Below are 13,579 nucleotides of genomic sequence, written 5' to 3'. Positions count from 1 at the left end.
CAAAGCGCGGTTCCACCCCACCGGGGTGGGGAGCACACAGAAACCCCGCGACACCGGCCGCGGATCGCCCTATGTTAATCGACGCTCCGGCCACTCAGCGCAATTGACGGGGCCGGCGGCTACGTCACCGGGATCCGAAGACCTGGTGGTACGCGCCGCGAACCCCGCCGGAGCGAAGCGGAGGCAATCGAATTCAGCTCTTGACGCCGCCCGCGGTGAGGCCGGAGATGATGCGGCGCTGGAAGAGCAGCACCATGATGACCAGCGGAATGGTGACGATGGTGCCCGCCGCCATGATCGCCGTGTACGGCTGGACCAGCGGGTTGTTGCCCGAGAAGCGGGCCACCGCGACCGTCACCGGTTCGGTCTTGTCGTTGGAGAGCAGTCGCGCCAGCAGGTATTCGTTGACCGCCGCGATGAACGCGAGGATGGCGGTGGTGAACACCGCCGGGGCGGCCAGCGGCAGCATGATCAGCCGGAACGCCTGGAACCGCGACGCGCCGTCGATCCGTGCGGCTTCTTCGAGCTCCCAGGGGAGTTCGGCGAAGAAGGACGCCAGGATGTACACGGTCATGGGCAGCACGAACGAGATGTTCGGGATGATCATGGCCTGGTAGTGGCCGATCCAGCCGAGGTCGGTGAACAGCTGGAACAGTGGCGTCACCAGCACCACCACGGGGAACATGGAGGCGGACAGGATGAGTCCGGACACCAGGTACTTGCCCTTGAAGGTGAGCCGCGCCAGCGCGTAGGCGGCCATGATGCCGATCAGCAGCGCCACCACCGTGGTGGCCGCGCCGATGATCACGCTGTTGCCCAGCGCCCGGCCGAAGTTGTTGCCGCGGCTGGTGTCGAAGGCGTTGCGGAAGTTCTCGAACGTGACGTGGGTGGGCCACGGCGTGTTGTCGAAGGTGTAGGCCGGATCGCGGAGCGCGGTCACGACCATCCAGTAGAACGGTCCCAGACCCCACACCAGCACGATCAGCGCGCCCAGGTATACGCGGCCGGACGCGAGCCGCTTGCTCCACGGAACCGCTTGCGGCGCGGGCTTGTTCGCGGCCCGCTCGACGACGTTGGTGCTCATCAGTGGGCCTCCCGCTGTTCTTCCTGGGTGCGAACGGCGTTCGCGCCCAACACCTTCACCAGGAAGAACGCCACGGTGAAGATGAGCAGGAAGGTGATCACCGACAGCGCCGACGCGCTGTTCGGGCCCTGGCGCACCTGATCCACCACCAGCATGGAGATGGTGCGGGTGGCCGGGTTGGACTGGGTCATGATCGCGGGCAGGTCGTACATGCGCAGCGCGTCCATGGTGCGGAACAGCACCGCCACCAGCAGCGCCGGCTTCAGCAGCGGCAGGGTGATGTGCCGAAACCGCTGCCACGCGGACGCGCCGTCCACGCGCGCGGCCTCGTACACGTCCTCCGGAATCACCTGCAGGCCCGCGAGAATCAGCAGCGCCATGAACGGGGTGGTCTTCCAGACGTCGGCGGCGATGACCGCGAAGCGGGCGGGCCACGGGTCGGCGGTCCACAGGATGTGGGTGCCGAAGATGCGGTTCACCACGCCGTCGTACTGGAACATGAACTCCCACAACCGCGCCGTGACGGCGGTCGGGATGGCCCACGGGATGAGCACGGCGGCGCGCAGCAGGGCGCGGCCCTTGAAGGTCTTGCCCATGATGACCGCCATGCCGAGGCCGATGGTGGCCTCCAGCGCGACGGTCACGACGGTGAACAGCAGGGTGACGCCGATGGCGGCCCAGAACTGCGAGCCCAGGTTGCCGGTCGGGCAGTCCACCGTCTCGCCGAGCGAGTTGGTGCACTGCTGCAGCAGCCAGTGCGTGTAGTTGCTGAAGCCCGCGCCGCCGCCCTCGACGAACATGCCGGTGGACTTGTCCAGGCCGGAGTCCTTCTGGAAGGACATGATCACGGCCCGGACCACCGGATAGCCGACGACCACGGCCAGGGCGAGCAGCACCGGCGTGACGAACACCCATGCCCGGGCCGAGACGCTCAGCCGATCACCCCGGCGTTTGGTCTGCGGCGCGTTGTTCTGTGGCGCTACGGATTTCACGCTCGGCTCCGTACGGTCGGGCGACTCGATATCGGTCGCTCCCGAAGGACGTGACACCTGTTCTCTTCTCCTACGGGACTCGGCCCTTGATCGTTCTCCGGGGCTTCGCCGTCGAGCACGCCCTACGATCCGGCGGTCTCGATGCCCTTCTGCATCCCCGCGATGGCATCGTCGACCGACTTGTTTCCGGTCAACGCAGCATAGGCGTTGTCCTGGATGGCCTTCGACACCGCGGGGTAGAAGGGGGTCACCGGCCGCGGCACCGCGGAGGCGATGGATTCCTTCAGTGCGGGAAGATACGGCATCTTGGCGATCAGCGCCGGGTCGTCGTAGACCGAGGCGCGGACCGACGGCAGCGCGCCGGAGGCCACGATGTGCTGGGCGTCCTCGCTGATCAGGAAGCGCAGGAAGTCCAGCGCGGTGGCCTTGTTCTTGGAGAAGGCGCTGATCGCGGCGTTGTAGCCACCGAGGGTGGAGGCGCCGACGCCGTCCTTGCCGGGCAGCGGGGCGACGCCGAACTTGTCCTTCACCGCGGAGGCGTCGGACCCGGCGTCACCGAAGGTGGACGGCCAGCCGCGCATGAACATGAGCTTGCCGGTGACGAAGGCGTTCTGCGACTCCGGCTCCTTGAAGGAGATGCCCTCCTTCGGGATGTCGCCGTTCTTGTAGGCGTCGACCAGGGTCTGCAGACCGGCCTTGGACTGCGCGCTGTTCACGGTCGGGGTCTTGCCGTCGGCGCCGACGAAGCTGCCGCCGAAGGCGTTGATGACCTCGGCGGTGTTCACGGTCAGACCCTCGTAGGGGGCCAGCTGTCCTGCGTAGCAACCGATTCCGGCGTCCCGGGCCTTCGGGCACAGGGAGATCATCTCGGCCCAGGTCTTGGGCGGCTCCGGCGTCAGGTCCTTGCGGTAGAACAGCAGGCCGCCGTTGGTGTTGCGGGGAGCCGCGAACAGGGTGCCGTTGTAGGTGGCCGAGGCGACCGGCGGCGACAGCAGGGTGGAGGTGTCGATCTGGAAGGAGTCCTTCAGCGGCTGGATCCAGCCCTTGGCGGCGAACTCCGCGGTCCACGGCACGTCCAGCGCGACCACGTCGTAGTCCGACGCCTTGGCCTGCATGTGCTGCTTGAGGTCGTCGTACTGCTGGGAGGCGTCGTTGGACTGCTCCTTGAACGTCACCTTCTCGTCCGGGTGGGCGGCGTTCCAGCGTTCGACCAGCTGCTTCACCGCACCGGTCTCGGTGGTGTCCTTGCCCTCCACATAGGTGATCGGGCCACGGCCGGTGAGGTTCTCACCGGTCGAGCTGTTCCCGCCGTTGCCACTCGAGCAGCCCGCGGCGAATGTCGCGGTCAGCAGAGCCGCGGAGGTGACGGCCAGCACGGCACGCGGCACCAACGTCGAGCGTAGAGAGGACACCTTCTTCAAAGCCATCGCGGATACTCCAGGGTCGAGACGTGAGCGGCGGCACACCCAGCCGGTTGCACAAGGGAAGATACATGGTGGCCGTTCCCCGTGCCGGGAGTACCTGGTCCGATCGCGCGTGACCACGAAGATCACCGGTACCGCTACGCTGGGTCGCGATGTCTTCTCAGGACAAGATGCTCACGCGGATCGGGGGGCTGCTGCGGCAGGCCGAATCGACCGATAACGAGCATGAAGCCGAGGCCTTCCTCGCGGCCGCGCAACGGCTCGCGACCGGCTCGTCGGTGGATCTGGCGGTGGCGCGGGCGCATATCGCCCACCGGGAACGACGCCCCACGCCGACGCAGCGGGTGATCCCGATCGGGGAGCCCGGAAAACGTGGTCTACGCACGTATGTCCAGCTTTTCGTGGCCATCGCCGCCGCCAATGACGTGCGCTGTGATGTGGCCCGCAGTTCGACGACGGTGTACGCCTACGGTTTCGACACCGATATCGACACCTGTTCGGCGCTGTACACCAGCCTGCTGGTGCAGATGGTGCGTGCCTCCGACCACTACATCAAATCGGGCGCGTACAAGACGGCCACCGCGCAGAAGGTCGTCGTCGAACGAAAATACGGCCGCGTCTACCACCATCCGGTGGAGGTGCCCGTCGCGGCGGTGACGGCGCGCCTGAACTTCCAGATGGCCTTCGCCGCGCGGATCGGCCGCCGCCTCGGCGAGGTGAAGGCGGAGGTCGAGAAGGACGCCGTGCGAGCCGACGCCGCCGGGGTCGCGCCCACGGGCACCGCGCTCGCGTTGCGCGACAAGGAACTCGAGCTCACCGACTACTACTCCCGCACCTCGGAAGCGCGCGGCACCTGGCGGGGCCCGCAGGCCTCGGCCGGGTACTCGGCGGCCGCCCGGCGGGCCGGGGACCGGGCGGGCAAGGCCGCGCGACTGGGCGGCGCCGCCGAGCTGGGTGGCGCGCGCGGGCAGCTGCCGCGCGGTTCGGGCGAATAGTGAACGCGCGCACGGCTGCCCGGGATGCGCAGCGGTCCCAGGTGTACGACGCCGAGGGTCTGGTGCGCGGAATGTTCGACCGCGCCGACGAATTCGACACGCGAACGGTCGAAGTGCACGGATCGCACCTGACGCTGCCCATCGAGCGGCGGTTCGGGTCGGTGGAATCGGTGCAGATCTACGCGGACCGGGTGCTGGCGCTGAACTGGGTGCGTGCCCAGTGGGATCGGGCGGGGGTGCCGGTGACGGTGCGCGCCCGGGCCGGGACCAAGGCCGCGCACTACGAGTCGGCGGGAGCCGTGCTCGCGGTGCCGCTGCACGCCGGTGGAAGCGCCTGGGCGCTACGTGAATTGGTGATCTTGCACGAGCTGGCGCACCATCTGGACCCGGAGCCGGCCGAGGCCGCGCCGCACGGCCCCGAGTTCTGCGCCCGGTATGTCGAGTTGGTGGACGGGGTCATCGGGCCCGAAGCCGCACTGCTGTTGCGCACCACGATGTACTCGTGCGGCGTTCGTATCGCCTGAGTGGCGCGCTAGGGCAGCAGTTTCCGGACCCGGGCCAGGCGCTGACGCCACCACTCGGTGCGCTCGGTGTCGGGGTGGCGGTACCGGTCCAGGAGTTCGGGATCCGGGGCCGGGGGAGTGCGCGGCACCTCCAGCCGGCCGTCGACCGGGCGCAGTGGCGCGGTGACCACATCGCCGGTGAGTAGCGACAAAGTGTCCAGGCCACAGGCGAAATCGAGGTGGGGGAGTGCGCCGGCCAGCGCGACCTGCGCGGCCAGTCCGACGCTGGTCTCCAGCGCCGACGACACCAGGCACGGCAGCCCCGCGGCCGCCGCGACCTCGAGCGCCCGCCGGACCCCGCCCAGCGGCGTGCATTTCAGGACCGCGACATCCGCCGCGCCCGCCACGGCCACGCGCAGCGGATCCTCGGCCCGCCGAATCGACTCGTCGGCGGCGATGCGCACGTCCACCCGTTTGCGCACGGCGGCCAATTCCTCGATCGTCCGGCACGGCTGCTCGACATACTCCAAACCGCCTGCGGCCCGGTCGATCCGCCCGATCCGGTCGATAGCGGTATCCACATCCCAGAGCCCATTGGCATCGACCCGCACCGCGCCGTCCGGCCCGAGCGCGTCGCGCACGGCCGCCACCCGGTCCAGATCCTCGCCCAGCGAGTCGGGGTGGTCGGCGACCTTCACCTTCGCGGTGCGGCAGCCGGACCCGGCCACGATCTCGTACGCCCGTTCCGGCCCCACCGCGGGCACGATGCAGTTCACCGGCACCCGATCCCGCACCGGCTCCGGCCATCCCAGCGTCGCCTGTTCGACCGCTGTGGCCAGCCAGGATGCCGCTTCCCGGTCGTCGTACTCGGGAAACGGGCAGAATTCTCCCCATCCCGCGGCCCCGGGAATCAGCATCCCCTCGCGAACAGTGATCCCCCGGAATCGGGTTCGCATGGGAATCGCGTAGACCACCGCCGACTCGAAATCCACCGCGCTGTCGCTCATCCGTCGCACCCTACCGACCGCCCGCGCGGGCCCGAGGTGGCGGCGCGGCCCGCCCCCGGCGACAATGCGAAATGGAGCCATGTCCGGCTTCGCAGACCTGCGCCGTGGGGGAGACCGCAATCATGAACCCGCCCAACGATCCCCGACGTCCAGCGCCGGAGAACTTTCCCCCGCCCGGGCCCGGCGGACCGGACGGCCGCCGGCACCCGGTCGGTCCCGGCCCGCGCGCCGCCGGATCGCCGCGCTCGCTACCCGGCTCCGGTGGACCGGGGGCGAAGGACGCCAATCTGGCCGGCCCGGAGGGCCCGACGCTGCCCGGACCGCGGGGGCAGGCACCGCCGCCCCCACCCCCGCAGCCCGGCGGGCCGCGCGCAGGTGCGGTCGATCAGGCCGCGCCCACTCTTCCCCAGGGCGGCCGGCAGAACCCGCCGCCGCGAGTGCCGCCGCAGGCTCCCGAAATAGTCGGTGTCCCACCGCGATCGGGCGGTCCGGCCGGTATGGCCCCGGGCTCGCGTCCGCCCGGGCCGCAGCACCAGTCACTCGCCAACCCGGACGCGAACTATGCCCCGACTCCCGGGTCGGCGCCGCATGCCGAAATGCCGCCGCAGCCCTGGCAGCCGGTCGACCTCCAGCAAGCGGACGATCGGACCATGCCCGCGCCGCTGCGGCCGTCAGAGGTCGAGGCGGCGGCCGCGCCGGAGCGGAAGCCACTGGCCCGCAGGGATATCGCGCTGTCGGCCGGCTTGTATCTGCTCGGCGTGGTCGCCGCGTTCGGCTGGGCCTACGATCTGTTCGCGAAACTGTTCGATCTGGTCCACAACCGCTGCACCGCGAAAAGGGACTTCTCGGTGCAGTGCATCGTGATCCGCCCGCCCGCGTCGGCCCTGTGGGGCTTGCTGATCGGCGGGGGCGGCATGTTCCTGGCGCTGGTGGGGGCCATGGTGCTCGCCTCGGTCGCGGCCATGACCGGTCGTCGCGCGTGGATCTGGACGGCCGTCGCGCTGCCGGTGATCCTCGCCGCGGGCGGTGCGGGGCATGTACTGGTGGCCACGGCCATCAGCTGAGGAGGAGCGCCTCGAGTCGCCGCCCTGGTGGTTTCCGGGGCGGCGTTCGGTTTCAGAGGCGTTCGTAGATGGTGGCGTTGGCGAGACCGCCCGCCTCGCACATGGTTTGCAGCCCGTAGCGGGCGCCGCGGTCGTGCATGGCGTGAACGAGGGTGGTGGCCAGGCGGGCTCCGGAGGCGCCCAGGGGATGGCCGAGGGCGATGGCGCCGCCGTTCACGTTGACCTTGGACAGGTCGGCCCCCGTCTCCCGGGCCCAGGCCAGGACGACCGAGGAGAAGGCCTCGTTGACCTCGAACAGATCGATGTCGGCGAGGTCGAGTCCGGAGCGCTGCAACACCTTCCGGGTCGCGGGGATGACCGCGGTGAGCATGAGCAGCGGGTCGTCGCCCGCGACGGCGAAGCTGTGCACCCGGGCCAGCGGACGCAGGCCCAGCTGGGCGGCGCGTTCGCTGGTCATGATGAGGGTGGCGGCGCTGCCGTCGTTGATCTGGCTGGCGTTGGCGGCGGTGATGTTCCAGCCGATCTGCGGGAAGCGGGCCGCCATCTCCTCGCTGTAGTAGGCGGGGCGCAGTGCGGCCAGGGTCTCGAGGGTGCTGCCCAGGCGGATGCCCTCGTCCTCGGCGAGTCCGTCGAAGGGCGACAGCTGGGCCTCGAAGGCCCCGTTCTTGGTTGCGGCGGCGGCCTTCTCGTGGCTGGCGAGGGCGAATTCGTCGAGCTGGGTGCGGGTCAGACCCCACTTGGCGGCGATGAGTTCGGCGCTGATGCCCTGCGGTACCAGGCCCTCCGGGTAGCGTTCGGCGAAGCCGACCCCGGCGATGTCCTCGGCCCCGATCAGGTTGGCCCCCATGGGAACCCGGCTCATGGATTCCACACCCGCGGCCACCACGATGTCGTAGGCCCCGGCGATCACGCCCTGGGCGGCGAAGTGGATGGCCTGCTGGCTGCTGCCGCACTGCCGGTCCACGGTGGTGGCCGGCACCGATTCGGGATATCCGGCGGCCAGGGCGGCGCGGCGGGTCAGGTTGGAGCCCTGTTCGCCGACCTGGGTGACCACGCCGCCGATCACATCGTCGATCAGCGCCGGATCGATCTCGGAGCGTCGCACCACTTCCCGCAGGCTGTGCGCGAGCAGGTCGGCGGGGTGTACGCCGTGCAGTGCGCCGGTGGCCTTGCCTTTGCCGATGGGAGTGCGGACGGCTTCGACGATGACTGCGTCTCTCATTGACGTTCCCTTCCGAGCGGGCATCTGACTAGATGTCTCTAAAGTCAGGGTAGAAGCTGGCCATAGTTGGGGCAAGTCAGCAGGGTATGATGTACGCCATGTCGGCCGTACTGGAGGGAAAACTCAGCGACCTGAGCTCGTGGAAGCCCGAGGAATGTTCGATCGCCAAGGCGATGGACATCGTCGGCACCCGCTCGGCCGTGCTCATTCTGCGGGAGTCGTACTACGGCACCACGCGGTTCGACGGCTTCGCGGCGCGGGTGGGGATCACCGACGCGGCGGCCTCCAGCGCGCTGCGCAAACTCGTCGACGCCGGACTGCTGGCGAAGCGGCCCTACCAGGAAGAGGGCAAGCGCACCCGCAACGAATACGTGCTCACCCAGATGGGACGGGACCTGCTGCCCGCCGTGGTCGCGCTCTGGCAGTGGGGTGACAAATACCTACAGGACGGGCCCGCGCCGCTGGAACGGCTGGAGGACTCCAGCGGCGAGCCGGTCCGCGCCGAACTGCGCAGCGCCTCGGGCACCGAGGTTCCGCTGGAGAATCTGCGCATCCGGGTGAACGACGAATGGCGGCGGAAAGCCCGCCGCCATTCCTGAAACCTGAACCGTCAGTGCACACCTGACCCGTCAGTGCAGCCGGCGGCCGTCCTCCGGGTGGAAGAAGTAGGTGTGCGCCGGGTCCGCGACCAGCGAGAGCTGCGCGCCCTTGGTCGGCGGGTTGCGCCAATCCGCGCGCGCCACAATCGATTCCCCCTCACCGAAGGTGCGGCCGTAGATGTAGGCGTCGGAGCCCAGCTCCTCGACGACGTCCACCTCCATGGCGATGCCCGCCCCGGTGCCGACGAAATCCAGGTGCTCGGGCCGGACGCCGACCACGACCCGCTCGCCGGTGGCCGCCGCCACCGAGCGCGGCAGCGGCAGCGGGCAGCCGCCCAGCGTCACCGAGCCGTTGCCGACCGGCAGCGTGAACAGGTTCATGGCGGGTGAGCCCATGAAGCCCGCGACGAACAGATTGGCCGGATCCCGGTACAGGTCGCGCGGGGACGCGCACTGCTGCAGCAGCCCGTCCTTGAGCACCGCCACCCGGTCGCCCATGGTCATGGCCTCGACCTGGTCGTGGGTGACGTAGACGGTGGTGGTGCCGAGCCGGCGCTGCAACTGGGCGATCTGGGTGCGGGTCTGCACGCGCAGCTTGGCGTCCAGGTTCGACAGCGGCTCGTCCATCAGGAACACCTGCGGGGACCGCACGATGGCGCGACCCATGGCGACACGCTGGCGCTGACCGCCGGACAGGGCCTTGGGCTTGCGGTCCAGGTAGGGCTCGAGGTCGAGCAGCTTGGCGGCCTCGAGCACGCGCTGCTGCCGCTCGTCCTTGGAGACCTTGGCCATCTTCAGGGCGAAGCCCATGTTCTCGGCCACGCTCATGTGCGGGTACAGCGCGTAGTTCTGGAACACCATGGCGATATCGCGTTCCTTGGGCTCGGCGTGCGTGACGTCCTTGTCCCCGATCAGGATTCGGCCGTCGCTCACCTCCTCGAGCCCCGCGAGCATGCGCAGCGAGGTGGATTTGCCGCAGCCCGAGGGGCCGACGAGCACCAGGAACTCGCCGTCGGCGATCTCCAGGTTCAACGCGTCGACGGCGGGCTTGCCCGAGCCGGGGTACAGCCGGGTGGCCTGGTCGAAAGTCACCGTTGCCACGGTTAGCACTTCCCTTCACCGGCAGGAACGTGCCGGACGATCCGTAGTAGAGGGGATGGACCCAACTCTCGGGACTCTCAGGGGCTGCGCCCCCGAACCCCCGGGAGCGGTTCCGGGGACATGGTAGGCGCACTCGATTCGCCCTACCTCGGTAGCCTCGAATCGATCTCCGCCCCGCGACGAGGAGTACGTGATGAGCAAACCGGTTCGTATCGGAGTCCAGCTTCAGCCGCAGCACGCGCCCGACTACGGGTTGATCCGGGACGCGGTGCGGCGATGTGAGGACATCGGGGTGGACATCGTCTTCAACTGGGACCACTTCTATCCGCTGTACGGCGATCCCGAGGGCGCGCACTTCGAGTGCTGGACCATGCTGGGCGCGATCGCCGAGCAGACCGAGCGGGTGGAGCTCGGCGCGCTGGTCACCGGCGGCGGCTACCGCAATCCGGACCTGCTGGCCGATATGGCGCGCACCGTCGACCACATCAGCAACGGGCGGCTCGTGCTCGGTGTCGGCGCGGGGTGGTTCGAGAAGGACTACGACCGGTACGGGTACGAATTCGGCACGGCCGGAAGCCGTCTCGCGCTGTTCAAGGAGTCGATGGCCCGGATCACCGACCGGCTGGCCAAGCTGAATCCGCAGCCGGTCCGCGACATCCCCATCCTGATCGGCGGCGGCGGGGAGAGGAAGACGCTGCGGCTGGTCGCCCAGTACGCCGACATCTGGCACAGCTTCTCCGACATCGACGTGCTGCGGCGCAAGATCGGCATCCTGGGCGAGCACTGCGCCGAGGTCGGCACCGACGCCGCGGCGATCGAGAAGTCGGTGGCGTGGCCGGGCCTGGACCAGGCCGACGACTATCACGCGGCGGGCGTGACCCTGTTCACGGTGAGCTCCGGCGGACCCGACTACGACACCGCCCGGATCCAGGAGGCGGTGGCCTGGCGCGACCGCGTCAATCAGGGGTAGAGCGGGTAGATCGGGCTCGGACGGTGACGCTTCCGAATCGTCGTGAGGCTAAACCTGGAGTGGCAAACATCCGGCACTAGGGTGATTCGTCATGGTTTCCTTGCGGCACCTGGCGGGTGTCCTGCTGGTAGGGCTGGTCGGCGTCGCCACGCTCGGCGTGGGCGGCGCGGCGGCCGACGACCGTGATCTGTGTTCGCCGCCCGGTCCGGCGGCGGCCAGCGCGGCGCCGACCAACCTGGCCGCAGGGCAGCAGAACCAGAGCGCGGACCGGTTCACGACGCCCACCACGGTGCCGCTGAACACGATCGACGTCACCAAGCTGGGGCTGCTCACGCCCGGCAAACTGAGCGTCGGAACCCTGTCGGACGCCCCGCCGAGCATCTGCGTGAACTCCAAGGGCACGTTCACCGGCTTCGACAACGAGCTGTTGAAGGCGATCGGTGCGAAACTCGGTCTGCAGGTGGAGTTCACCGGCACCGAGTTCGCGGGCCTGCTGGCGCAGGTCGCCAACGGCCGCTTCGACATCGGCTCGTCCAGCATCACCACCACCGACGCCCGGCGGCAGCTGGTCGACTTCACCAACGGCTACGACTTCGGCTACTTCTCCCTGGTGGTGCCGAACGGCAGCGCCATCCACGGCTTCGGGGACCTGAACCGGGGCAAGCGGATCGGCGTGGTGCAGGGCACCGTGCAGGACGAGTACGTGGTCAACGAACTGCACCTGGATCCGGTGAAGTTTCCCGACTACAACACCGCCTACGCGAACCTGAAGTCCGGGCAGATCGACGCCTGGGTGGCGCCGTCGCAGCAGGCCATCGGCGCGATCAAGCCGGGCGACCCGACCTCGATCACGCAGAACACGTTCAGCGTCAACAACTTCACCGCCTGGGCGGTGCGCAAGGGGCATCAGCCGCTCACCGACGCGCTCAACGCGGGTCTGGACGCGGTGATCGCGGACGGCACCTACGCCAAGCTGTACGAGAACTGGGTGCCGCGCGAACTGCCGCCGGGCTGGAAGCCGGGCTCCAAAGCCGCGGCGACACCGCAGCTTCCGGACTTCGCGAAGATCGCGGCCGAACACGCGGCCGACCGGACCGGGGCGGGAACAGCGCAGCCGAAGTCGACGCTGCGGCAGTTGAAGGACACGTTCTGCGATTGGTCGTTGTACCGCAAGGCCTTCCCGGACCTGATCAAGACGGGTCTGCCCAATACCCTGATCCTGGCGCTGGTTTCGGGCCTGCTGGGCACCGTGCTCGGTATGCTGCTCGCGGTGGCGGGCATCTCCCGCACCCGCTGGTTGCGCTGGCCCGCACGGGTTTACACCGATATCTTCCGCGGCCTGCCCGCCGTGGTGATCATCCTGCTCATCGGTCTCGGCGTGGGACCGGTGGTCAAGGGCATCACCGGCAACAACCCGTACTGGCTGGGCGCGGTGGCGCTGGCGCTGCTGGCCTCGGCGTACATCGGTGAGATCTTCCGGTCCGGCATCCAGTCGGTGGAGGCCGGGCAGCTGGAGGCGGCCCGCGCCATCGGATTCGGCTACCGGCAGGCCATGACGCTGGTGGTGATCCCGCAGGGCGTGCGCCGGGTGCTGCCCGCGCTGATGAACCAGTTCATCGCATTGATCAAGGACTCCTCGCTGATCTACTTCCTGGGTCTGCTGGCCTCGCAACGCGAACTGTTCGCGGTGGGCCGGGATCTCAACGCGCAGACCGGGAATCTGTCGCCGCTGGTGGCGGCCGGCCTGGTCTACCTGCTGCTGACGGTGCCGCTCACGCACCTGGTCAACTACATCGACAAGCGCATGCGCGACGGCCGCCCCGCCGCCGGCGATCCCGCCGAACCCGTCGAACAGGCCGTCATCACGGAAGGGCGTGGAGCATGAGTGCCTCCCTCACCGGCACCGGCCTGCGATTGACGCTGGGCCGCACCGAGATCCTGCGCGGCGTGGACGTGCACGTGGACGCGGGCAAGACCACCACGGTGATCGGGCCGTCCGGGTCCGGCAAGTCGACGCTGCTGCGGGTACTGAACCGGCTGCACGAACCCGACTCCGGCGACATCCTGCTGGACGGCGCGTCGGTGCTGGGCGAGAACCCGGACCGGCTGCGGCAGCGGATCGGGATGGTGTTCCAGCACTTCAACCTGTTCCCGCACCGGACCGTCGCCGACAATGTGGCGCTCGGTCCCCGCAAACTGCACGGGCTGTCCAAGGAGCAGGCGCGGACGCTGGCCCTGCAGCAGCTGGAGGCGGTCGGACTGGCGGGGAAGGCGGACGTGCGCCCCTCGTCACTGTCCGGCGGTCAGCAGCAGCGCGTGGCCATCGCCCGGGCATTGGCCATGAAGCCGGACATCATGTTCTTCGACGAGGCCACCTCGGCGCTGGATCCGGAGCTGGTCAAGGGCGTGCTCGCACTCATGTCCGAGCTGGCGAGCGGCGGCATGTCGATGATCGTGGTCACCCACGAGATGAGCTTCGCCCGTTCGGTATCCGATCAGGTCGTGTTCATGGATCACGGCCGGGTGGTGGAAACCGGCACACCCGAGGCGCTCTTCGAGAACGCGGAAACCCCTCGGCTGCGCCAGTTCCTCTCCCAGGTGCTGTGACCAACTCTCGG

At 69.1% G+C, this 13,579-nt stretch carries 13 protein-coding genes; 7 read left to right on the top strand and 6 right to left on the bottom strand.

Annotated elements, in window-relative coordinates; translation table 11 throughout:
* Nucleotides 1-193: 193 nt before the first annotated feature.
* The 3 genes from ACQPYY_RS33305 to ACQPYY_RS33295 form a co-directional block, all read right to left on the bottom strand.
* The gene (locus tag ACQPYY_RS33305; RefSeq protein WP_433592194.1) at nucleotides 194-1,084 is read right to left on the bottom strand and encodes a carbohydrate ABC transporter permease; all 891 of its coding nucleotides are present in this window, start codon (nucleotides 1,082-1,084) and stop codon (nucleotides 194-196) included.
* Complete coding sequence (locus ACQPYY_RS33300; RefSeq protein WP_433594792.1) at nucleotides 1,084-2,019, bottom strand: carbohydrate ABC transporter permease; 936 nt, start codon at nucleotides 2,017-2,019, stop codon at nucleotides 1,084-1,086. The genes ACQPYY_RS33305 and ACQPYY_RS33300 overlap by 1 nt, the downstream gene beginning before the upstream one ends.
* A 179-nt stretch (nucleotides 2,020-2,198) precedes the next feature.
* Nucleotides 2,199-3,503 (bottom strand): ABC transporter substrate-binding protein, encoded by a 1,305-nt coding sequence (locus tag ACQPYY_RS33295; protein ID WP_379102714.1) that lies wholly within the window; start codon nucleotides 3,501-3,503, stop codon nucleotides 2,199-2,201.
* Nucleotides 3,504-3,652: 149 nt separating this feature from the next.
* Here ACQPYY_RS33295 and ACQPYY_RS33290 point away from each other — a divergent pair, with 149 nt between their 5' ends.
* Both ACQPYY_RS33290 and ACQPYY_RS33285 read left to right on the top strand, forming a co-directional pair.
* Nucleotides 3,653-4,495 carry a DUF2786 domain-containing protein gene (locus ACQPYY_RS33290; RefSeq protein WP_379102711.1) on the top strand — a complete coding sequence of 281 codons (843 nt, stop codon included), beginning with the start codon at nucleotides 3,653-3,655 and terminating at the stop codon, nucleotides 4,493-4,495.
* A complete protein-coding gene (locus ACQPYY_RS33285) occupies nucleotides 4,495-5,019 on the top strand; it encodes a TIGR04338 family metallohydrolase (RefSeq protein WP_433592193.1) in 525 nt (174 codons plus the stop codon). The genes ACQPYY_RS33290 and ACQPYY_RS33285 overlap by 1 nt, the downstream gene beginning before the upstream one ends.
* Before the next feature lie 8 nt (nucleotides 5,020-5,027).
* On the opposite strand, the gene ACQPYY_RS33280 is transcribed toward ACQPYY_RS33285, so the two are convergent.
* On the bottom strand, nucleotides 5,028-6,005 hold the full coding sequence (locus ACQPYY_RS33280; RefSeq protein WP_433592192.1) for an o-succinylbenzoate synthase: 978 nt from the start codon (nucleotides 6,003-6,005) through the stop codon (nucleotides 5,028-5,030).
* 596 nt (nucleotides 6,006-6,601) lie between these two features.
* Here ACQPYY_RS33280 and ACQPYY_RS33275 point away from each other — a divergent pair.
* On the top strand, nucleotides 6,602-7,069 hold the full coding sequence (locus tag ACQPYY_RS33275; RefSeq protein WP_433592191.1) for a hypothetical protein: 468 nt from the start codon (nucleotides 6,602-6,604) through the stop codon (nucleotides 7,067-7,069).
* Nucleotides 7,070-7,121: 52 nt separating this feature from the next.
* On the opposite strand, the gene ACQPYY_RS33270 is transcribed toward ACQPYY_RS33275, so the two are convergent.
* Entirely contained in the window at nucleotides 7,122-8,291 is a 1,170-nt protein-coding gene (locus tag ACQPYY_RS33270; protein ID WP_379102702.1) for a thiolase family protein, read from the bottom strand.
* Between the two features lie 98 nt (nucleotides 8,292-8,389).
* On the opposite strand from ACQPYY_RS33270, the gene ACQPYY_RS33265 reads away from it, so the two are divergent.
* Nucleotides 8,390-8,890, top strand: a complete 501-nt coding sequence (locus tag ACQPYY_RS33265) for a winged helix-turn-helix transcriptional regulator (protein ID WP_379102700.1) — start codon at nucleotides 8,390-8,392, stop codon at nucleotides 8,888-8,890.
* A 30-nt stretch (nucleotides 8,891-8,920) separates the two neighbouring features.
* Here ACQPYY_RS33265 and ACQPYY_RS33260 read toward each other — a convergent pair whose 3' ends face one another.
* Nucleotides 8,921-9,991: an ABC transporter ATP-binding protein gene (locus tag ACQPYY_RS33260; protein WP_379102698.1), complete on the bottom strand. Its 1,071-nt coding sequence runs from the start codon at nucleotides 9,989-9,991 to the stop codon at nucleotides 8,921-8,923.
* Nucleotides 9,992-10,184: 193 nt separating this feature from the next.
* Between ACQPYY_RS33260 and ACQPYY_RS33255 the strand changes: the two genes are divergently transcribed.
* The 3 genes from ACQPYY_RS33255 (at nucleotide 10,185) to ACQPYY_RS33245 (ending at nucleotide 13,568) form a co-directional block, all read left to right on the top strand.
* On the top strand, nucleotides 10,185-10,961 hold the full coding sequence (locus ACQPYY_RS33255; RefSeq protein WP_379102696.1) for an LLM class F420-dependent oxidoreductase: 777 nt from the start codon (nucleotides 10,185-10,187) through the stop codon (nucleotides 10,959-10,961).
* Between the two features lie 91 nt (nucleotides 10,962-11,052).
* Entirely contained in the window at nucleotides 11,053-12,846 is a 1,794-nt protein-coding gene (locus ACQPYY_RS33250) for an ABC transporter substrate-binding protein/permease (protein WP_433592190.1), read from the top strand.
* A complete protein-coding gene (locus ACQPYY_RS33245) occupies nucleotides 12,843-13,568 on the top strand; it encodes an amino acid ABC transporter ATP-binding protein (protein ID WP_379102692.1) in 726 nt (241 codons plus the stop codon). The genes ACQPYY_RS33250 and ACQPYY_RS33245 overlap by 4 nt, the downstream gene beginning before the upstream one ends.
* The last annotated feature ends 11 nt before the right edge of the window (nucleotides 13,569-13,579 follow it).

Origin of the sequence: Nocardia sp. CA-145437, from assembly GCF_050956485.1 — a bacterium.
Classification (GTDB): domain Bacteria; phylum Actinomycetota; class Actinomycetes; order Mycobacteriales; family Mycobacteriaceae; genus Nocardia.
The sequence above is the reverse complement of the archived record's forward strand: the minus strand, read 5'-3'. Positions and strand labels throughout refer to the sequence as shown.